Below are 18568 nucleotides of genomic sequence, written 5' to 3' on the forward strand. Positions count from 1 at the left end.
CATTGGCCTTCACCATGGCGTCAAAGCCTTCGCGCTGGGCAAAGGTCCATTCGCGGGCGCAGGTCGGGTCGTTGACCATGGCGTCGGCGGTCGACGGGTTCATGCCGATGAATAGGATGTACCGCTCGGGGAAGGTGTCGCCGATCCAGCGGCGCATCAGGGTGCGGTGACGGCCATCCTCGCTGAACACTGCGTCACCCTTTACGCCAGCCATCAGGTTCAGGCGCACCTTGCCGCCCGGATCATGTTCGGTCGGATCGCGCGGGATCAGGTCCAACTGGTCGGCCAGTCTCTTACTCATGCTTTTTCAACAGCCTTGGCGGCGTCCCACAGGGCGTCCATTTCGGCGAGGTCGGACTGTTCCGGCGTGCGGCCGTCCTTCTTCAACTCGGCCTCGATGAACTCGAAGCGGCGCACGAACTTCGCATTGGCACCGCGCAGGGCGTCTTCGGGTTCAATCTCCAGCTTGCGGGCGAGATTGGCCATAACGAACAGCAGGTCACCCAGCTCTTCCTTGGCCTTTTCCTTGTCGCCAGCCTTCAGCTCGACGCGCAGTTCCTCGACCTCTTCGGCCATCTTGTCGAAGACCTCGTCAACCGACGGCCAGTCGAAGCCGACGCGGCCCGCACGCTTGGTCAGCTTGGCCGCGCGGGTGAGGGCGGGCAGGCCGACGGGAACATCGTCCAAGACGCCTGTCTGGGATTTGGCGACGCGCTCCGCGGCCTTGATGTCTTCCCAGCGGGCCTTTTGGGCGACGCCCGTTGGCTTGGCCTCTTCGGTGCCGAATACGTGCGGGTGGCGCCGGACCAGCTTGTCGGCCATGGCCTCGGCCACGTCTTCCAGTTTGAAATGGCCGGCTTCTTCGGCCATGCGAGAGTGGAACACCACTTGGAACAGCAAGTCACCCAGTTCGACACGAAGCTCGTCCATGTCGTTCCGCTCGATGGCGTCGGCGACTTCGTAAGCTTCTTCGATGGTGTAGGGGGCGATGGTCTGGAAGGTCTGCTCCACATCCCATGGGCAGCCGCCATTCGGGTCGCGCAGGCGGACCATGATCTCTTTCAGGCGGTCGACGGGATGGGTCATTCAAACAGTTCCGGCATCTTTGAGCGCCAGCTCGGCGCGTATCTGGTCATGGCGGGTGGCCGTTAGCGGATATTTCCGCATGGCCAGCGCGGCTGCAGCCATTAGCACTGCGGGTACGGCGATAAACAGGATTTGCAACATCAGGATGGCGAAGTCGCCGTTTTCGGCGGGCGTCTGCGTGGGCTTGAAGCCGACCAGTTGCAGGATGGCATAGGGAATAAGCGCGAAGACGTGGCCCAGCTTGGTAGTGACGGCGAGAATAGAGAACATCAGGCCCGTCAGGTCCTCACCCGTTTCCAGCCGTACCTCGTCGCCCGCATCGGCCATCATTGCACGCAGCAGGAAGAGGGCGGCGGCATAGGGCAGACCCGCCATGAACATGGCCGCCGCCGTGATGACGAAGTTGCCACCGGGGACAAGGCACGCTCCGCCATAGAAGACCGCGAAGACGATAGACGAGACGGCCAGCGTCTTGTGCTTGCCGATCCGAGTGGCCAGCCATGCCCAGAACGGTGCCCCCACAAGACCTGCCATGAAATACAGCAGCATGAAGATGGAGGCGCTGGCGTGGTCATAGCCCTTCACCTGACCGAAGAAGAAGAACACCATCGATCCAGTGATGCCCGGCGCGATGCCGAGGAACAGGTCGGCCAACAGCAGCTTGCGTACGGTCTTGAGCTGGAACAGGCCCAGCCACGTCTTCACCCCGCCATGCGGCTTTGCGGCGGCCAGCGGAGGTTCCGGCGCGGCGAAATAGGCGATGGCCAGTGTGACGGGCAGGGCGACGATAATGCCCCATCCCATCCACTTTACCCCGTCGGCATAGGTGCCGAAGCCACCTCGCACCACAATTGTCGGAAGAATGAGGATCAGGATCACGCCGATGATATTGAAGAACTGCCAGAAGCCGTACACACGGCTGCGCTGGTTGTATTCGGGGGCCAGAACAGCCGCCCAGCCCATCTGGCCCAGCGTCCCCATAGAAAAGCCGAGATAGAGAAACAGCAGCCAACCGAACAGATAGACGGGACCGTCCCCCGGCTTGGCCATGACAAACATCATCAGCGCCGCGACCATCAGGATCGGGGCCGAGGCCAGCATCCATGGACGGTATCGGCCCATGGGTGTGCGGGTGCGGTCCATGGCCCAGCCGATGAAGGGATCAAAGCCGATGTCGATCAGACGAACGATCATGAACACCGCCGCAACGACGCCAAGCTCTAACCCGATATGGGTGGCGTAAAACTCGGGCAGGGTGACGGGCAAAGCGACCCCGAAAGCCGCCAAAGGCAGACACGGCCCCGAGAAGGCTGCCAGGACGGCGTTGGAACGTCGGGGACTGGTCGTCATGGCATACGCTCGGAACGTTGAATCACCAGTGGCCACCATTGCGCGATCGTGATCGCAAGGCGAGGGTTCAGATGACTTTGGCTCGCTGAACGGGGTTGCGATTGCGGGCGCAATGGGGCCTTTTGGTCAAATGTCTTTGCGATTCAAGTGGCGTGCTGTTGCTGGCGCGATCATGGGACTGGGAGTGGCCGTAGCGGTCGGGGCCAGTCCTGCGTCGGCGCGAACCTCTCAGGCCGAGGTCTGTGATGCGGACGCGGGCCCCTACGTTGCCGCGGCCCAGGCCAACGGGATCAACCTCTACGCCTTGGAGTGGGCACCGTTCGGGCCTGCGGAAATGGGTTGGGAAACCTATGCGCCGCTGATCCAGAAAGAGCTGGGCACCCACTGCGACCCGTCATCACCGGGGTTCGCTGAAAAGCTGGCGGTGTTCCAGACGCTGCACAACCTGCCCGCCACAGGCCAGATGGACGCGGGAACCTTCACCGTGTTCCGCGGGCTTTGGCAGGAACGTCGTCCGTTTATTCTGGCGCGCATCCGCGGCGAATGTCCGTCCCCGCCGCCTATCGCCGAACTGGCCTATCTGACTGCGGGCGAAGAACACGCCGAGCGCATGACCCGCATGGCGCGTCGCGACGTGCTGGAAGCGTACCGCGCCATGGTCGCCACTGCACGTGCCGAGGTGCCCGAACTGGCCCAGCAGCCCGAACTGCTGCAGATCTTCTCCTCCTTCCGTGAGCCGGAGGCCGATGCGGCCCGTTGCGCGCGTGACGGCAACTGTGACGGGGTGCGCCGCGCGGCATGCTCTGCCCACCGGACAGGCACTGCGCTGGATATCTATGTCGGGCATTTGCTTGGTTATGGCGTGGACTCCACCCACACCCACAACAGGCGTTATATGAGCCAGACCGCCGCCTATCGCTGGATGGTGCGTAATGCCGAACGCTTTGGCTTTGTGCCCTATGCCTTCGAGCCCTGGCACTGGGAATGGGTCGGCCCGCCACAAGGGTATGCTCAATGAAGCCATCGCGCGTCCGATCGCTGACACCGAACGAGGTCGAGCTGGCCCGCGAGGTGTTTGGTGACGCGCTGAGGCTGGAAACCGTGCGGATACTGCGCACGCCATGGCCGTTCACGCGGGCTTTTGTGCCGGGGCGGTGGTTCTGGCGCGAATGGATCCTGTGGCCGTCCGAACGCTACGAGAGTGACATGGCCGTCGCGCCCATGCCGGTGCAGGCGACCTTCATCCACGAGATGGTCCACGTCTGGCAGGCCCAGCAGGGCGTGAACCTGTTGTTCGGCAAGCTGAAGGCGGGCGATAGCGTCGAATCCTATCGTTATGAGGTCAGCGACCACTGCCATTGGGACGGGCTGAACATCGAACAGCAGGCCATGGTGGTCGAGCATCGCTTCCGCCTGTCGCGCGGCTTGCGCGTACCTGCGGACCTCGATTTCTATGATCGGGTTTGTCCTTTAGTCGCAAACCAGCGGAATATTTGACGCGGGCGGTTGCAGAATCCGGCGTAGAGATTAAATCCGATACCGACGCTGTTACTAAATGCGTCGCGAGGTTTGTATCGGAGTAGGTTGTTGCCCAAGATTCTTGTTCTTTACCACTCGACCTATGGTCACATCGAAGCCATGGCCAAGGCCGTTGCCGAAGGGGCCGCTTCGGTCGAGGGTGCTGTTGTAGACATCAAGCGCGTACCGGAAACTGTGCCGGAAGAAGTCGCCAAGGCCGCCTTCTACAAGATGGATCAGGAAGCCCCGATTGCCGAGGTTTCGGACCTGCCGAACTATGACGCCATCATCATCGGTGCGGGCACCCGTTTCGGTACCGCAGCATCGCAGATGCGCGCTTTCCTTGACCAAACCGGTGGCCTGTGGGCTTCGGGTGCTCTGCTGGGCAAGGTCGGTGGTGCGTTCACCGCATCGGCGACCCAGCATGGCGGTCAGGAAACCACCTTTGCCGGTCTGCACAACTACTTCCTGCACCACGGCATGGTCGTGGCGGGTCTGCCGTATGCCTATACGGATCAGATGAACATGGACGAGATCGTGGGCGGTTCGCCGTACGGCGCGACGACCCTGACCAAGGGCGATGGCTCGCGTATGCCGAGCGAGATCGATCTCGGCGGCGCGCGTTATCAAGGTAAGCACATCGCGGAAATCGCGAAGAAACTGCACGGGTAAAATGATGACCCAGCCTGCTATTTTCTTTGGGCATGGTTCGCCCATGAATGCTCTAGGGGGAGAGTTCGCCGACGGCTGGAAGGTCGTGGGCGAGGCACTCGGCAAGCCCAAGGGCGTGGTCATGGTGTCTGCGCACTGGGAAACACGTGGGCTGGGTGTCACGGCTATGGAGCGGCCGGAGACCATCCACGACTTCGGTAGTTTTCCGCCCGCGCTGCACGCCATGCAGTATCCGGCACCGGGTTCGCCTGAACTGGCGGCGCGTGTGGCTGCACTGACAGGTGCCGTGATGACGGACCATTGGGGTCTGGATCACGGTGCGTGGTCGGTACTGGCCCACGTCTGGCCTGACGCCGATGTTCCGGTGGTGCAGTTGTCGCTCAACCGCGATCTGGACGCGCGGGGCCATTATGAACTTGCCAAGAAACTGCGCCCGTTGCGGGACGAGGGCTACATCATCGCTGGCTCGGGCGACTTCGTTCACAATCTGCGCACGTGGAAGCGAGAGGGCGGCGAGGCCTATGATTGGGCCAGCGACTTTAACGAGGCGGTGAAGGCGGCCTTTGTGCGGGCCGACCATGACGCGCTGATTAACTGGGTCGATTTGGCCGAGAACGCTCAACTGTCGGTGCCGACGGACGAGCACTATCTGCCGCTGCTTTACGTCGCAGCCCAGCAGGACGTGGGCGAGAGCTTGTCGTTCTTCAACGATGAAGTGGTGGGCGGGTCAATCTCGATGACAGGCGTGCGGATCGGCTGATGCCGACGCTGAAATGAAAAGGTGCGGATCGCATGGTCCGCACCTTCTATTTTGCCCTTACCGGCGACGGTCGAGTGCGAAGCTGCCCGATCCGGCGACCGACAGGTAGAGGAAGACGAAGCAGTAAAGCGCGGCCAGTTCACCGCCGTTCAATAGCGGGTATAGCCCCTTTGGCGCGTGGGCGATGAAGTAGGCGGCGGCCATGAACCCTGACAGGATAAACGCCACCGGTCGGGTGAACAGGCCGAGGATCATCAGCAGACCGCCCACCAGTTCTATCGGACCCGACCAGCCGATGAGGGTGTTCAGATCGATCGGCGCAGGCTTGGGGGCGGGGAAGCCGACGATCTTTTGCAGGCCGTGCTGGATCAGCAGGATGCCGGAAACCACGCGAAGGGCACCCAGCGAAAGACCATGCCAGTCAATATTGGTTCTTGCCATTCGAACAGGCTCCAAAATCAACGAAGGCCGCCAGTTAAGGGCGGCCTTTCTTGAGAGTTATCAGGCAGCTTCAGCCAGTTTTTGAAGCGAGACATAGTCGGTCTTGCCGCTGCCGAGGACCGGGATCTCATCCACCTTGATGATCTTCTTGGGGACCACCAGCTCCGGCGCGCCATTGGCTTTCGCCCATGCGCTGAGTTCCGAGGTTTCGGCACCGTCACGCTCGGTGATCAGGACCAGCTTCTCGCCCTTGCGGTTGTCGGGGATAGCCACCACAGCATGCCGGTTATCCGGCCATACAGCACCCGCCATGCCCTCGACCGCCGTCAGGGACACCATCTCGCCGCCGATCTTGGCAAAGCGTTTGGCGCGGCCACGGATGGTCACAAAGCCCTCGGCGTCAACATCGACGATATCGCCGGTGTCGAGCCAGCCGTTCTCGACCGGTTCCCACTGCAGCGGCTCGCCATTGGTGACGTAACCGGACATGACGTTCGGACCCTTGATGACCAGACGGCCACCGGCATCCACGCCCTCTACCGGCTCGAGGCGGTAATCGATGCCCGGCAGCAGTTGGCCCACCGTGCCCGGATGGTTTTCACCCGGCTTGTTCACCGCGATGACCGGCGCAGCTTCAGACGCGCCATAGCCTTCGAGCAGTTCGACATTGCCGAACTTCGCTTCGAACAGGGCGCGGGTCTCGTCGCGAACCTTTTCGGCACCGCCAACGGCGAACTTCACGGTGGCGAAGTCACCCGGTTCGGCCACGCGGGCATACTGGTTCAGGAAGGTGTCGGTCGCGAACAGAAGGGTCGCGCCCACCTGCGGCAGCAGGTCGGTAATCTGTTTGGCGTGCAGCGGCGAGGGGTATTGGAAGCCCTTCAGGCCTTCCAGCAACGGCAGGATAGCACCTGCCGTCAGCCCGAAGCAGTGGAAGGTCGGCAGCGGGTTGAACATGACCCATGACGGATCAAGGGCGATGTGGGTGCCGACCTGACGCGCATTGGCGATCAGGTTCTTCTGGCTCAGCACAACGCCCTTGGGAACGCCGAAGCTGCCCGAGGTGAACAGCACCACGCCCGGATCATCGGGCTGGGTCTTTACGGCAAAACGTTTCGGAGCGAGACCCGCCGACAGGCCGTAAAGCTTGTCCTGGAAGCCGATGGTCTTGCGTACGTCGTCCAGCCAGACGACGTCTGCCACCGTACCAATAGCCTCGATCAGTTTGTCGAGCGCGGCCTGTTCGATGAAGCGTTTGGCAGTCAGGACTTTTTTGACGCCGGAGGCCTTGATGGCGGCCTTCACATTGGCTTCGCCCGCGGTGAAGTTCAGCATCACCGGAACGCGGCCATGCGCGTGCAGGCCGAAGAAGGTGACGACCGTACCCATCGACGAGGGCAGCAGGATCGCGACGCGCTCGCCCTTGTCGGTCATACCGGCAATCTTGCGGCCCAGCACGAAGGCTGCGCGGATCAAACCGGTGTAGGTCAGGGGGTTACGGTCCTGATCCTCGAGGATTTCCTTGTCGCCATATTTAGCGCGCGCGTCGATCAGGGCGTCGATAAGCGAGCTGTTATACAGCTTCGGATCCAGCGATTGCCGCAAGGCGTTCCTCCTTCGGAGAGCCTGCTCGCTCTCTCGGTCTATCAGGGCGGACCTCATTAAAGATGCGGGTCCCGTTTGGAAAGACTCTGAAATGATCCGTGAGGATTGCAACGTTTTTTCGAGCTTTCGATCCAACGTAACGCAAGGTGAGGGAGGGTTTGCCTTGCCTATTGAGCCACAAACGACGAAATAGCCCCTCATGGTCACCCTGATCGACACCCTGAAGACGTCGCCGGCACAACTGCGGCATCCGGAAAAGCAGAATCGTCCCGAGACGGTGGTTCTGAAGAAACCCGACTGGCTGCGCGTGAAAGCACCCGGTTCGGGGCAGTATAACGCGACCAAGGAAATCGTGCGGTCAAAGGGACTGGTCACGGTTTGCGAGGAAGCGGCCTGCCCGAACATCGGCGAGTGCTGGAGCCAGAAACACGCCACCCTGATGATCATGGGTGACACCTGCACGCGCGCCTGCGCCTTCTGCAACGTCAAGACGGGCCTGCCGCAACCGCTCGATCCGGAAGAACCGGGCAAGGTTGGTTTGGCTGTCCAGCAGATGGGCCTGAACCACGTGGTCATCACCTCGGTGGACCGCGATGACGTTCAAGACGGCGGTGCGGCTCACTTCGCCGAAGTGGTGCACCAGATTCGCCTTCAGGCACCGAACACGACCATTGAAATTTTGACGCCTGACTTCCTGCGCAAGGATGGCGCGGCCGAAGTGATGATCGACGCCAAGCCGGACGTCTTCAATCACAACCTCGAGACGGTCCCGCGCCTGTACCTCAAGATCCGTCCGGGTGCCCGCTACTTCCACTCCCTGCGCCTGTTGCAGATGGTCAAGGAACGCGACCCGAACCAGTTCACCAAGTCGGGTATCATGGTCGGCCTTGGCGAGACCAAGGAAGAGGTCATGCAGGTGATGGATGACATGCGTTCGGCGGGTGTCGACTTCATTACCATCGGCCAATATCTGCAGCCGACCCGCAAGCACGCCGCGATCGACCGCTTCGTCACGCCGGAAGAGTTCAAGGCGTATGAGGCGATTGCTCGTGCCAAGGGCTTCCTGATGGTGTCGTCGTCGCCGCTGACCCGCTCGTCGCACCACGCGGGTGACGACTTCGCCCGCCTGAAGGCGGCCCGCGAAGCTCAACTGCGCCGCTAAGACTATTATGGCTATCCATCGCCTCACGCGCGTATTGCCGTATGCGCCCGATCAGCTTGCAGCACTGGTTGCGGATATCGAAACCTATCCGCAATTCGTGCCGTGGATCACCTCCATGCGCGTGTGGAACACACGTGAAGAGGCTGAGGGCGTGACGGTGCGTGATGCCGAGGCGGGCGTGGGCTTTTCCTTCCTGACGGAAAAGTTCGCCACCTGGGTGCGCCATGACAGGATTGCCCCCAAGGTCGAGGTCGGCCTCCTGCGCGGGCCGTTCAAACACCTCAAGAACCGTTGGGAGTTCTTCCCTCACGAAGACGGCACCCGGCTTGAGTTCATGATCGACTTCGCGTTCAAATCGAGGATGCTCGACATGATGCTGCATGCGAACTTCGATCTGGCGGTTCGCAAGCTCATCGAATGCTTCGAGAGCGAGGCCGCGCGGAGATACGGGACGAAATGACTTTCGACTTTGACGCGACCGTAGTCGGGGCTGGTGCTGTTGGGCTGGCGTGCGGACGGGCGTTGTCGAAGCGGGGTCTGACTGTTCTGGTGCTCGAGAAGGAAGACTTCATCGGGCAGGGTGTCTCGTCACGAAATTCCGAAGTCATTCATGCGGGGCTCTATTACCCCACGGGCTCGCTTAAGGCGCAGTTCTGCGTCGAGGGGCGTCTGCTGCTGTATGATCTCCTCGAAAGCCACAAGGTCGACTACTGGAAGTGCGGCAAGCTGGTGGTCGCAACCGACGAGGCCGAAATCCCGCGCATCGAGGCCATTCTGGAACAAGGGCGCATTAATGGTGTCGAGGGTCTGGAAGAGTTGACGGGAGAGCAGGCGAGGGCGCTGGAGCCCGAGCTGAATGTCGTATCCGCCATCCTGTCTCCTGAGAGCGGTGTCTTTGACAGTCACGGCTATATGCTGGCTCTGCAGGGCGAGATCGAGGACGCAGGCGGGGCGGTTGTGACCTCCGCGCCGTTTGAGGGCGCAGCACCGCTGGCAGGTGGGGGCTTTAGCGTCCGTGTCGGCGGAGAGGGCGCGACGAGCGTGACCTCTCGGCTGCTGGTCACGGCGGCAGGGCTGTCGGCACAAGCGGTTGCGACCTCAATCGAAGGCTATCCGGCCGCCGACATCCCGCAGGGGCATTTCGGCAAAGGCGTCTATTTCCGCCTGTCGGGTCCGGCACCGTTTAATCGGCTGATCTATCCGCCACCCATTCCGGGGGCACTAGGGACGCACTACCGCAAGGATTTGGGCGGGCAGGGCGTGTTCGGCCCCGATCTGGTTTACGTCGAGGCCGAGGACTATTCCGTCGATCCGGCAAAGGCCGCCGAATTTGCCGACTATATCCGGCGTTTCTGGCCGGGCGTGCGAGCCGAGGCTCTTTCAGCGGATTATGCGGGGATACGTCCCAAGCTGCACGGGGCGGGCCAAGCCCAGCCTGATTTCCAGCTAAACGGGCAGGAGGCGCACGGCATTGAAGGGCTGATGGCCTTGTTCGGGATCGAGAGCCCTGGCCTGACCAGTTCCATGGCCATCGGCGAAGCCGTGGCCACGAAACTGGTCGGAGACACACGCGCCTAGTCGAACAGCGAGAGCGGTACGACCGCGATCGAGAATGGGCGGACCGGAGTGTCGGTTGTGCGCTTGTTCAGCTGGCTGTTGCCGATGATCAGTGCGTTCTGGCCCAAAGCGGCCGTCGCGGGCCATTCCAGTACGGGCGATGTCACCCGTTTGTGCACGCGAGCCGTTGTCAGGTCCGCAGACAGGTGCAGCGCGACAATCTCCTGATGGGGCTGGCGGACTATGTAGAGCCGCTGACCCGCTAGTATCAGGCCGTCCCCGCCATCGATGGCACCACCTTCGACCTCGATCCTGGTGATTTCGCGGGTTGCGATGTCTATCCGGTACAACTCGCCGCGCTGCATGTGGGTGACGACCAGGAAGCGGCCGTCCGCAGTCACCGCAATGCCGTTCAAATTGGCCCCTTCGCCATAAGGGATAACGCTTGAAGACAGATCGAGCCACGGCTCGAGCGCACCGCTGCGGGGATTGTCGGCCAAGGCCCGCCACAGCACGGGGCGGCGTGTGTCGGTGAAATAGGCCGCTGTGTCGCCTACGGCGACGTCGTTGATCAGGGTGTTTCCGGCCGGCGTAGAGAACCGGGCCAGCACCTCTCCCGAATCAACCTGCACCACATAGGCTGAGCCTGTGGCTCCGCCAGCGACCCATGCGCGGCCATGGTGGTCGACTTTCAGACCGAGGGCTTTGACACCTGTTAGTGCGGCATGGGCGGGATCCACCAGAGTACCGACCAGACGAGCGGTCCCGTCCTGAGGATTGACCCTGACCATGGTGCCGGTGGTGGCGGAGTTAACATAGACATGTCCGTCCACTGGCGAGATGGCGACGCCCTCGGGATAGTTTATTTCAGGCGGAAGCGGGATTTTACGGGCGGTTTCTTGCGCGAGCGCCGGGTGTGCTATGCACAGGGTCGCCACAGCTGTCGCAGCCAGTTTCCAACGGGACACCATCGCTTTCCTCCATAATATTTATAGCTTGTAAATATACGGTACCAGCGTTCTGTCGGCTGTCCAGCCACATGCTGCTGTATTGCGAAAACGATGACTTGAAATTGTCCGAAGCATCATGCATAAGCGCGGCCTCGTGTGGCGGTCCGGTTTTCGTGGCCGCCGCTATTGTTTTTCGCGCCTTCCGGCGCACCGACTTAGAGATTGAGACGGACATGGCCGTTCCGAAGCGCAAAGTATCCCCGTCCCGTCGTAACATGCGCCGTGCGCATGACGCTCTGGGCACCAACTCGTACACCGAGGACAAAGACACCGGCGAGCTGCGTCGTTCGCACCACATCGACCTGAAGACCGGCATGTACCGCGGTCGTCAAGTCCTGACCCAAGCTGAAGACTAAGATCTTCTCTTAGGGTTATCCGGTCTTCGGGCCGGATTATAGACCTTCGGAACGGCACGCGATCGCATCGCGTGCCGTTTTCGTGCGTTATGGACCCAAGGTACGGAGTGGGACATGACCGAACATACCAAGCGGCTATTGATCGTTGCCCTTGGATTTCTTGCGTTAGGGCAGGTTCCTGCCTTGGCGCAGGAGGTGGCCAGGCCCGATGGGTATGGACCGCTCCGCATAGGTATGACGCAGGAGCAGGTTGATGCCGCGTTAGGGGCGGCACCACCGCACGAGTACCCTGACGAGATCGAGCGGTGTCTTTACTATCGACCTGCCAATGCACCGGAATCGCTGCTGGTGATGGTCGAGGACGGGATGCTCACTCGTATTACCATTATGGGTGAGCCAGACGTCACGACTGTCGATGGCATCAAGTTCGGCGATGAAATCGAGCAGCTAAAAGCCCGCTTCAGCGGTAAGGCCTATTGGAAGCCCCATGCCTATGCGCCTCCGCCTGCGGGTTATCTGACATTCTGGATGGACGGCGTTAAGCGCGGTGACGAGTTCTACGATGCCCAGGGCGCTCTAGGCACGGTGGTGGAGGCCGACGACGAGGGCAGGGTTGCCTATATCCATGTTGGCACCCCCAGCATCCAGTATATCGAAGGCTGCTCCTGACCGCTGAATCGTGAAATCCTCGGTCATGGTTGGCGATTCGTGGTCGCATGGTCTAAACGGGCGCCAATCGTTTCTCTTCTGCGCCTCTGGGATGCCTTATGACCGATATTGCTGACATCGTTGCCCGCCAGATTCTCGACAGCCGTGGCAATCCGACGGTCGAAGTAGATGTAATCCTGGAAGACGGCTCGTTCGGCCGCGCCGCTGTGCCGTCGGGTGCCTCGACCGGCGCTCACGAAGCTGTCGAACTGCGTGACGGTGACAAGGACGTCTATCTGGGCAAGGGCGTCCAGAAGGCTGTCGACGCCGTCAACGGCGAAATCTTTGACGCTCTGTCGGGCTTTGACGCCGAAGACCAGCGCCGCATCGACGAAGCTCTGATCGAGCTGGACGGCACTGAGAACAAGGCTCGCCTCGGCGCGAACGCCATCCTCGGCGTTTCGTTGGCTGTGGCCAAGGCTTCGGCGATCTCGACCAACCTGCCGCTGCACCGCTACATCGGTGGCGTTTCGGCCCGCATCCTGCCGACCCCGATGATGAACATCATCAACGGCGGTGCGCACGCCGATAACCCGATCGACATTCAAGAGTTCATGATCATGCCGACCGGCGCTGCGTCCTTCTCGGACGGCCTGCGCATGGGCGCTGAAATCTTCCACGCTCTGAAGAAGCAACTGAAAGACGCCGGTCACAACACCAACGTTGGCGACGAAGGCGGCTTTGCTCCGAACCTCGGTTCGGCTGAAGAAGCCCTGAGCTTCATCACCAAGGCCGGTCAGGCTGCTGGCTATCTGGCTGGCGAAGACTTCCATCTGGCCCTCGACGTCGCTTCGACGGAATTCTTCAAGGCTGGCAAGTACGACCTCGCTGGCGAAGGCAAGAAGTTCGACGCCGACGGTATGGTTTCCTACCTCGCCGATCTGGTCGAGCGTTTCCCGATCGTCTCGATCGAAGACGGTTGCGCTGAAGACGACTTTGAAGGCTGGAAGCTGCTGACCGAGCGTCTGGGCGACCGCGTTCAACTGGTTGGCGACGATCTGTTCGTGACCAATCCGGCCCGTCTGGCTGCTGGCATTGGCGAAGGTCTGGCCAACTCGATCCTGATCAAGGTCAATCAAATCGGCACCCTGTCGGAAACGCTGGACGCCGTGGATATGGCGCACCGCGCCGGCTACACCGCCGTCATGTCGCACCGCTCGGGCGAGACCGAAGACTCGACCATCGCGGATCTGGCGGTTGCCACCAACTGCGGTCAGATCAAGACCGGCTCGCTGGCCCGTTCGGACCGGGTCGCCAAATACAATCAACTGCTTCGTCTCGAAGAAATGCTGGGCGACAACGCGGTTTACTACGGCGATGGTATGCTGCTGCGTTAAGCTTTGCCAATCCTAGCTTTGCAGAGAGGAAATCCTCTTCGAATTGCAAAGAATTTCAAAAACTCCGTCGCCGGTTCGCTGGCGGCGGAGTTTTTAATTGTTGGCTAACCATTTTCAGGCACGGGTTGGATTCGTGCCCACGCTCAGAAGGAGCGGCGTTAGTGATTGAGCAGATGAAGCCGTATCTACCGTCAGTTCTGATCTTGTTTGCTGTGCTGTACTTTGGTGTGCACGGTCTGACGGGCGAGCGCGGTCTGCTGAGCAGCAAGGCGCGCGCGGAACTGCTGGAAAAGCGACAAGCCGAACTGGCTCATCTGGAAGACGAAAAACAGGACCTCGAAGTTCGCGTTCGCTATCTGCGCACCGGCAGTTTGTCGCGTGATCTGTTGGAAGAGCGCGCACGCGCCGTGATCGGATTTGCCGATCCTCGCGACTATGTGGTGCGTTTGGACGCCGCTACTGCGCACAACCGTAGCGAGACTCGCGCAGGCTAAACTCGTGTTACAACACGAAACTGCGCTTTGCTAACCCGGAACCAAGGCTGCTAAAGCCCTTTTCATCGTAATGAAAAGAGTCCCCGTAACAGGGGCGTAACCGGGAGATGCCGGATGGCGAAAGCCACGGTTCAGAAGTCTTCGCCCGACGCGGGCGGTAACAAGATTCCGAACACGCCACAGGCTTCGAAAGAAGATCTGCTGCGTTACTATCGCGAGATGGTCCTGATCCGCCGCTTTGAAGAGCGTGCCGGTCAACTGTACGGCATGGGACTGATCGGTGGCTTCTGCCACCTGTATATCGGTCAGGAGGCCGTTGCGGTTGGCGTGCAGGAAAGCGTCAAGCAAGGCCACGACAAGATCATCACGGGCTACCGCGATCACGGCCACATGCTGGCTGCGGGCATGGACCCGAACGCTGTCATGGCCGAACTAACCGGCCGCGCTGGTGGTTCTTCCAAGGGCAAGGGCGGTTCGATGCACATGTTCGACGTGCCGACCGGCTTCTATGGCGGTCACGGCATCGTGGGCGCGCAGGTGGCTCTGGGCACCGGACTGGCCTTCGCTGGCAAGTACCGTGGCGATGACTCGGTCAGCTTCATCTACTTCGGTGATGGCGCTTCGAACCAGGGTCAGGTCTACGAGAGCTTCAACATGGCCCAGCTGTGGAAGCTGCCGGCCATCTACATCATCGAAAACAACCAGTACGCCATGGGCACGAGCATCGAGCGTTCGTCGTCCACGACCGAACTGTACATGCGAGGCGCATCGTTCGGCATTCCGGGCGAGCAGGTCGACGGCATGGACGTTCTGGCCGTGCGTGACGCCACCGCCCGTGCGGTCGAGCGCGCCCGCAACGGCGAGGGTCCGTACATCCTTGAGGTGAAGACCTATCGCTACCGCGGTCACTCAATGTCCGATCCGGCGAAGTACCGCACCAAGGAAGAGGTGGACGAGGTCAAGAAGACCCGCGACCCGATCGACCATATCAAGGTGTTGCTGGCCGAAGCCAAGGTCACCGAAGAAGAATTGAAGGCTGTCGACAACGAGGTGAAAGCCATCGTCGCCGAAGCCGTCCAATTTGCACAAGAGAGCCCGGAGCCGGACGCTTCGGAACTCTACACCGACGTTTACGTGGAGGCCTGAGTTTGGGACCGGAATCGGGTTTGACTTGGGAAGGCATAGAGAGCGGTCTTGACCGCTTGTCCTACCCTGAAATGTCTCACTCGGTTCAGGCAGGAAGTCTGTATTTGGGCGTGAGCGGTAGCAATCGCCAAGAGAAAACGACTGAATGGTACGCAGTCATTTTTTCGAACGTACAGGCTTTCTGGGCCATCGAAGACGCTCATTACGCGGCGTTGGGTGGTGAAGTGAAAACGGGATGTGCGTTGAACAAGACCAAGTCTTCAACGGCCCTAGATCGCTTCGGCGCTATCCAAACTGCGGAGCCTCTTCAGCACTATGCACTTTTGGGAGGCTTTATGCAGTACGAGGTACTCAGCCCTTATGAGCCGACTATTGTTCGATATGACAACGAAGCTGCAGCCGTGAACGCAGCTCAAGAGGTTCTTAAATGACCGACATTCTGATGCCGGCGCTGTCGCCCACCATGGAAGAGGGCACGCTGACCAAATGGCACATCAAGGCGGGTGACGTTGTCTCCGCTGGCCAGGTCATTGCCGAGATTGAAACCGACAAGGCCACGATGGAAGTCGAGGCCGTGGACGAGGGCGAAGTGCTCGAAATCCTCGTTGCCGAAGGTTCCGAAGGCGTGAAGGTGAATACGCCTATCGCCCGTCTGGCTGGCGAGGACGCCGCTCCGGCTCCGAAGGCTGCACCAATGACGCAGACCGAGGCGGAAGCTCCGGTTGCGGCCAAGGCTGTTGCAGCTCCGGCTGCCAAGCCTGCAACCGAGTTGCGCGATCCGGAAATCCCGGCTGACGCAAAGCTGGTGAAGACCACCATCCGCGACGCTCTGCGCGACGCGATGGCTGAGGAAATGCGCCGCGATGACCGCGTCTTCCTGATGGGCGAGGAAGTCGCCCAGTATCAGGGTGCCTATAAGGTCAGCCGCGACCTGTTGCAGGAGTTTGGCCCGCAGCGCGTGGTCGACACCCCGATTACCGAGCACGGCTTTGCCGGTCTGGGCGTCGGTGCAGCCATGGCCGGCCTGAAGCCGATCGTCGAGTTTATGACGTGGAACTTTGGCATGCAGGCCATCGACCACATCATCAACTCGGCAGCCAAGACGCTGTACATGTCGGGCGGCCAGATCCGTTGCCCCATCGTGTTCCGTGGTCCGAACGGTGCGGCCAGCCGTGTGGCTGCCCAGCACAGCCAAGACTACTCGGCATGGTACGCCCAGATTCCGGGCCTGAAGGTCATCGCGCCGTATGACGCGGCTGATGCCAAGGGTCTGATGAAGGCGGCCATCCGCGATCCGAACCCGGTCGTCTTCCTCGAACACGAGATGATGTACGGCCTCGAGTTCGACGTGCCGGACGTCGAGGATTACGTCGTGCCGATCGGCAAGGCTAAGGTCCGTCGTGAAGGCACCGACGTTACCATCACGGCGCATAGCCGCATGGTCGGCTTTGCTCTGCAAGCGGCTGAAAAGCTGGCTGAAGAGGGCATCTCGGCCGAGGTTGTCGACCTGCGTACCCTGCGTCCGCTGGATCACGAAACCATCGTTGAGAGCGTCAAGAAGACCAACCGTCTGGTCTCGGCCGAAGAGGGCTGGGGTTCGATGGGTGTGGGTGCCGAAGTGGTCGCCCGCGTGATCGAGCACGCCTTCGACTATCTGGATGCTCCGCCGCTGCGTGTGCACCAGGAAGACGTGCCGCTGCCGTACGCCGCAAACCTTGAAGCCCTGTCGCTGCCGGGCGTCGACAAGATTGTAGCCGCTGTGAAGCAGGTGATGGCATGAGCGCCGAATTCGAACTGACCGTTCCCGACAGCGTCGCCGCCGACGAGAACGCCATCGAACTGCTGCGTATGTGGTGGTCGAAGGAAGAGCCGGTCATGTCGGTGAAGCCTGCTTTCCACGACCCGATCAAGTTCGGCGAGCTGCTGGCCTATGCCGCGCGCCACATGGCCCATGGCTACGCTGTGCGTCACGGCCACAATGAGACGGCGGCCTATCACCGCATTCTCGAAGGCCTGAGCAACGTCATCAAGGCCGATAACGTCCGCACGGTGGCAGAGCCTGTATCGCCGGAAGGGGGTAACGCCTGATGACCGATATCCTGATGCCCGCCCTGTCTCCGACGATGGAGGAGGGCGTTCTGGCCAAGTGGCACATCAAGGTTGGTGACGTTGTCTCCGCCGGTGATGTCATTGCAGAGATCGAAACCGACAAGGCCACGATGGAAGTCGAGGCCGTGGACGAGGGCGAAGTGCTCGAAATCCTCGTTGCCGAAGGTTCCGAAGGCGTGAAGGTGAATACGCCTATCGCCCGTCTGGCTGGCGACGATGCCGCTCCGGCTCCGAAGAAGGCCGAGGCTGCTCCGGCTGCCGAAGCCCCCAAGGAAGCGCCTAAGGCCGAAGCTCCTAAGGCAGAAACCAAAGCTGCTCCGGCTCCGGTCGCCCCATCGGGCGAGCGCATCTTCGCTTCGCCGCTGGCACGCCGTCTGGCCGCCATGGCTGGCCTCGACCTGAAAGCCATCAAGGGCACCGGCCCGCATGGCCGTATCGTCAAGCGCGACGTTGAGGCCGCTCAAGCTTCGGGCGGTGCAACCGCTTCGGCTCCGGCCGCTGCCGCCGCTGCACCGGCTGCCGCAAAGGCTACGCCTTCGCTGGCCCAACTGGGCATCCCGGACGGCACCTACGACCTCGTCCCGCTGGACGGCATGCGCAAGGCGATTGCCCGCCGTCTGGTCGACAGCGTCAACAACGTCCCGCACTTCCCGCTGTTCATCGACGTCGAACTGGACGCCCTGATGGAAGCCCGCGCCCAGCTCAACAAGATGCTGGAGCCGCGCGGTATCAAGGTTTCGGTCAACGACTTCGTCATCAAGGCCGCTGCGATGGCCCTGAAGGCCGTGCCGGAAGCCAACGCTTCCTACACGCCGGAAGGCATCGCCATGCACCACAACGCCGACGTGTCGATGGCTGTGGCGATCGACGGCGGCTTGATCACCCCGATCATCAGCAAGGCCGAGACCAAGGGGCTGGCCCAGATCGCGACCGAGTCCAAGGATCTGGCCAAGCGCGCCCGTGAGCGCAAGTTGAAGCCGGAAGAGTTCCAAGGCGGCACCTTCTCGGTGTCCAACCTCGGCATGTTCGGCATCAAGCAGTTCACCTCGATCATCAATGAGCCGCAGGGCTGCATTATGAGCGTGGGTGCAGGCGAGCAGCGTCCGGTCGTCAAGGACGGCCAACTGGCTGTGGCCACCGTCATGACCGTCACCCTGACGTGCGATCACCGCGTGGTTGATGGTGCGGTCGGTGCCCGCTTCCTGCAGGCCTTCAAGCCGCTGCTTGAAAACCCGCTGTCGATGCTGGCCTAAGGAC

22 protein-coding genes are annotated in these 18568 nt (G+C 61.2%); 16 read left to right on the forward strand and 6 right to left on the reverse strand.

Annotated elements, in window-relative coordinates; all coding sequences use genetic code 11:
• The 3 genes from OB03_RS11210 to OB03_RS11220 form a co-directional block, all read right to left on the reverse strand.
• On the reverse strand, positions 1-301 hold a 301-nt coding region (locus OB03_RS11210), incomplete at its 3' end, for a DUF1643 domain-containing protein (protein WP_461344180.1).
• Positions 298-1086, reverse strand: a complete 789-nt coding sequence (gene mazG / locus OB03_RS11215) for a nucleoside triphosphate pyrophosphohydrolase (RefSeq protein ID WP_242915217.1) — start codon at positions 1084-1086, stop codon at positions 298-300. The genes OB03_RS11210 and mazG, both read right to left, overlap by 4 nt.
• Positions 1087-2436 (reverse strand): MFS transporter, encoded by a 1350-nt coding sequence (locus OB03_RS11220; protein ID WP_461344181.1) that lies wholly within the window; start codon positions 2434-2436, stop codon positions 1087-1089.
• Between the two features lie 130 nt (positions 2437-2566).
• On the opposite strand from OB03_RS11220, the gene OB03_RS11225 reads away from it, so the two are divergent.
• The 4 genes from OB03_RS11225 (at position 2567) to ygiD (ending at position 5386) form a co-directional block, all read left to right on the forward strand.
• Entirely contained in the window at positions 2567-3454 is an 888-nt protein-coding gene (locus tag OB03_RS11225) for a D-alanyl-D-alanine carboxypeptidase family protein (protein WP_242915221.1), read from the forward strand.
• On the forward strand, positions 3451-3933 hold the full coding sequence (locus OB03_RS11230; protein ID WP_242915223.1) for a hypothetical protein: 483 nt from the start codon (positions 3451-3453) through the stop codon (positions 3931-3933). Before OB03_RS11225 ends, OB03_RS11230 begins: the two co-directional genes overlap by 4 nt.
• A 90-nt stretch (positions 3934-4023) precedes the next feature.
• The gene (gene wrbA / locus OB03_RS11235) at positions 4024-4626 is read left to right on the forward strand and encodes an NAD(P)H:quinone oxidoreductase (protein ID WP_242915224.1); all 603 of its coding nucleotides are present in this window, start codon (positions 4024-4026) and stop codon (positions 4624-4626) included.
• 4 nt (positions 4627-4630) lie between these two features.
• Positions 4631-5386 (forward strand): 4,5-DOPA-extradiol-dioxygenase, encoded by a 756-nt coding sequence (gene ygiD / locus OB03_RS11240; protein ID WP_461344199.1) that lies wholly within the window; start codon positions 4631-4633, stop codon positions 5384-5386.
• Positions 5387-5443: 57 nt separating this feature from the next.
• Here the strand turns inward: ygiD and OB03_RS11245 are convergent, their stop codons facing one another.
• Positions 5444-5827 carry a DoxX family protein gene (locus tag OB03_RS11245; RefSeq protein WP_242915226.1) on the reverse strand — a complete coding sequence of 128 codons (384 nt, stop codon included), beginning with the start codon at positions 5825-5827 and terminating at the stop codon, positions 5444-5446.
• Positions 5828-5887: 60 nt separating this feature from the next.
• Positions 5888-7432, reverse strand: a complete 1545-nt coding sequence (locus OB03_RS11250; protein ID WP_242915228.1) for an AMP-binding protein — start codon at positions 7430-7432, stop codon at positions 5888-5890.
• A gap of 199 nt (positions 7433-7631) precedes the next feature.
• Here OB03_RS11250 and lipA point away from each other — a divergent pair, with 199 nt between their 5' ends.
• Genes lipA through OB03_RS11265 form a run of 3 tightly spaced genes read left to right on the forward strand, consistent with a single transcriptional unit; the run spans position 7632 to position 10172 of the window.
• The gene (gene lipA, locus OB03_RS11255) at positions 7632-8594 is read left to right on the forward strand and encodes a lipoyl synthase (RefSeq protein WP_461344182.1); all 963 of its coding nucleotides are present in this window, start codon (positions 7632-7634) and stop codon (positions 8592-8594) included.
• Positions 8595-8601: 7 nt separating this feature from the next.
• Entirely contained in the window at positions 8602-9054 is a 453-nt protein-coding gene (locus tag OB03_RS11260; RefSeq protein ID WP_242915232.1) for a type II toxin-antitoxin system RatA family toxin, read from the forward strand.
• Positions 9051-10172, forward strand: a complete 1122-nt coding sequence (locus OB03_RS11265) for an NAD(P)/FAD-dependent oxidoreductase (protein ID WP_461344183.1) — start codon at positions 9051-9053, stop codon at positions 10170-10172. Before OB03_RS11260 ends, OB03_RS11265 begins: the two co-directional genes overlap by 4 nt.
• Here the strand turns inward: OB03_RS11265 and OB03_RS11270 are convergent.
• Positions 10169-11122, reverse strand: coding sequence for an NHL repeat-containing protein (locus tag OB03_RS11270; RefSeq protein WP_461344184.1), 954 nt, complete (start codon positions 11120-11122; stop codon positions 10169-10171). The genes OB03_RS11265 and OB03_RS11270 overlap by 4 nt on opposite strands.
• Positions 11123-11334: 212 nt before the next feature.
• Between OB03_RS11270 and rpmF the strand changes: the two genes are divergently transcribed.
• The 9 genes from rpmF to OB03_RS11315 all read left to right on the forward strand — a co-directional run bounded on the left by rpmF (position 11335) and on the right by OB03_RS11315 (position 18564).
• Positions 11335-11517 carry a 50S ribosomal protein L32 gene (gene rpmF / locus OB03_RS11275; RefSeq protein WP_242915238.1) on the forward strand — a complete coding sequence of 61 codons (183 nt, stop codon included), beginning with the start codon at positions 11335-11337 and terminating at the stop codon, positions 11515-11517.
• Between the two features lie 114 nt (positions 11518-11631).
• A complete protein-coding gene (locus tag OB03_RS11280) occupies positions 11632-12186 on the forward strand; it encodes a hypothetical protein (RefSeq protein WP_461344185.1) in 555 nt (184 codons plus the stop codon).
• A 98-nt stretch (positions 12187-12284) separates the two neighbouring features.
• Positions 12285-13562, forward strand: coding sequence for a phosphopyruvate hydratase (gene eno, locus OB03_RS11285; RefSeq protein ID WP_461344186.1), 1278 nt, complete (start codon positions 12285-12287; stop codon positions 13560-13562).
• 161 nt (positions 13563-13723) lie between these two features.
• Positions 13724-14056: an FtsB family cell division protein gene (locus tag OB03_RS11290; protein ID WP_461344187.1), complete on the forward strand. Its 333-nt coding sequence runs from the start codon at positions 13724-13726 to the stop codon at positions 14054-14056.
• Between the two features lie 114 nt (positions 14057-14170).
• Positions 14171-15202 (forward strand): pyruvate dehydrogenase (acetyl-transferring) E1 component subunit alpha, encoded by a 1032-nt coding sequence (gene pdhA / locus OB03_RS11295; protein ID WP_242915246.1) that lies wholly within the window; start codon positions 14171-14173, stop codon positions 15200-15202.
• A gap of 2 nt (positions 15203-15204) precedes the next feature.
• Positions 15205-15633: a hypothetical protein gene (locus OB03_RS11300; protein ID WP_297804302.1), complete on the forward strand. Its 429-nt coding sequence runs from the start codon at positions 15205-15207 to the stop codon at positions 15631-15633.
• Complete coding sequence (locus tag OB03_RS11305; protein ID WP_461344188.1) at positions 15630-16982, forward strand: pyruvate dehydrogenase complex E1 component subunit beta; 1353 nt, start codon at positions 15630-15632, stop codon at positions 16980-16982. Before OB03_RS11300 ends, OB03_RS11305 begins: the two co-directional genes overlap by 4 nt.
• Positions 16979-17290, forward strand: a complete 312-nt coding sequence (locus tag OB03_RS11310) for a DUF5076 domain-containing protein (protein ID WP_242915250.1) — start codon at positions 16979-16981, stop codon at positions 17288-17290. Before OB03_RS11305 ends, OB03_RS11310 begins: the two co-directional genes overlap by 4 nt.
• Complete coding sequence (locus OB03_RS11315; protein ID WP_461344189.1) at positions 17290-18564, forward strand: pyruvate dehydrogenase complex dihydrolipoamide acetyltransferase; 1275 nt, start codon at positions 17290-17292, stop codon at positions 18562-18564. The genes OB03_RS11310 and OB03_RS11315 overlap by 1 nt, the downstream gene beginning before the upstream one ends.
• The last annotated feature ends 4 nt before the right edge of the window (positions 18565-18568 follow it).

Source organism: Brevundimonas sp. GN22, from assembly GCF_054824005.1.

Bases quoted from the DNA above. Each gene is read 5' to 3' on its own strand.
- mazG (WP_242915217.1), bottom strand. From the start codon at position 1,086: ATGACCCATCCCGTCGACCGCCTGAAAGAGATCATGGTCCGCCTGCGC.
- OB03_RS11220 (WP_461344181.1), bottom strand. From the start codon at position 2,436: ATGACGACCAGTCCCCGACGTTCCAACGCCGTCCTGGCAGCCTTCTCG.
- OB03_RS11225 (WP_242915221.1), top strand. From the start codon at position 2,567: ATGTCTTTGCGATTCAAGTGGCGTGCTGTTGCTGGCGCGATCATGGGA.
- OB03_RS11230 (WP_242915223.1), top strand. From the start codon at position 3,451: ATGAAGCCATCGCGCGTCCGATCGCTGACACCGAACGAGGTCGAGCTG.
- ygiD (WP_461344199.1), top strand. From the start codon at position 4,631: ATGACCCAGCCTGCTATTTTCTTTGGGCATGGTTCGCCCATGAATGCT.
- OB03_RS11245 (WP_242915226.1), bottom strand. From the start codon at position 5,827: ATGGCAAGAACCAATATTGACTGGCATGGTCTTTCGCTGGGTGCCCTT.
- lipA (WP_461344182.1), top strand. From the start codon at position 7,632: ATGGTCACCCTGATCGACACCCTGAAGACGTCGCCGGCACAACTGCGG.
- OB03_RS11260 (WP_242915232.1), top strand. From the start codon at position 8,602: ATGGCTATCCATCGCCTCACGCGCGTATTGCCGTATGCGCCCGATCAG.
- OB03_RS11265 (WP_461344183.1), top strand. From the start codon at position 9,051: ATGACTTTCGACTTTGACGCGACCGTAGTCGGGGCTGGTGCTGTTGGG.
- OB03_RS11270 (WP_461344184.1), bottom strand. From the start codon at position 11,122: ATGGTGTCCCGTTGGAAACTGGCTGCGACAGCTGTGGCGACCCTGTGC.
- rpmF (WP_242915238.1), top strand. From the start codon at position 11,335: ATGGCCGTTCCGAAGCGCAAAGTATCCCCGTCCCGTCGTAACATGCGC.
- OB03_RS11280 (WP_461344185.1), top strand. From the start codon at position 11,632: ATGACCGAACATACCAAGCGGCTATTGATCGTTGCCCTTGGATTTCTT.
- eno (WP_461344186.1), top strand. From the start codon at position 12,285: ATGACCGATATTGCTGACATCGTTGCCCGCCAGATTCTCGACAGCCGT.
- pdhA (WP_242915246.1), top strand. From the start codon at position 14,171: ATGGCGAAAGCCACGGTTCAGAAGTCTTCGCCCGACGCGGGCGGTAAC.
- OB03_RS11305 (WP_461344188.1), top strand. From the start codon at position 15,630: ATGACCGACATTCTGATGCCGGCGCTGTCGCCCACCATGGAAGAGGGC.
- OB03_RS11310 (WP_242915250.1), top strand. From the start codon at position 16,979: ATGAGCGCCGAATTCGAACTGACCGTTCCCGACAGCGTCGCCGCCGAC.
- OB03_RS11315 (WP_461344189.1), top strand. From the start codon at position 17,290: ATGACCGATATCCTGATGCCCGCCCTGTCTCCGACGATGGAGGAGGGC.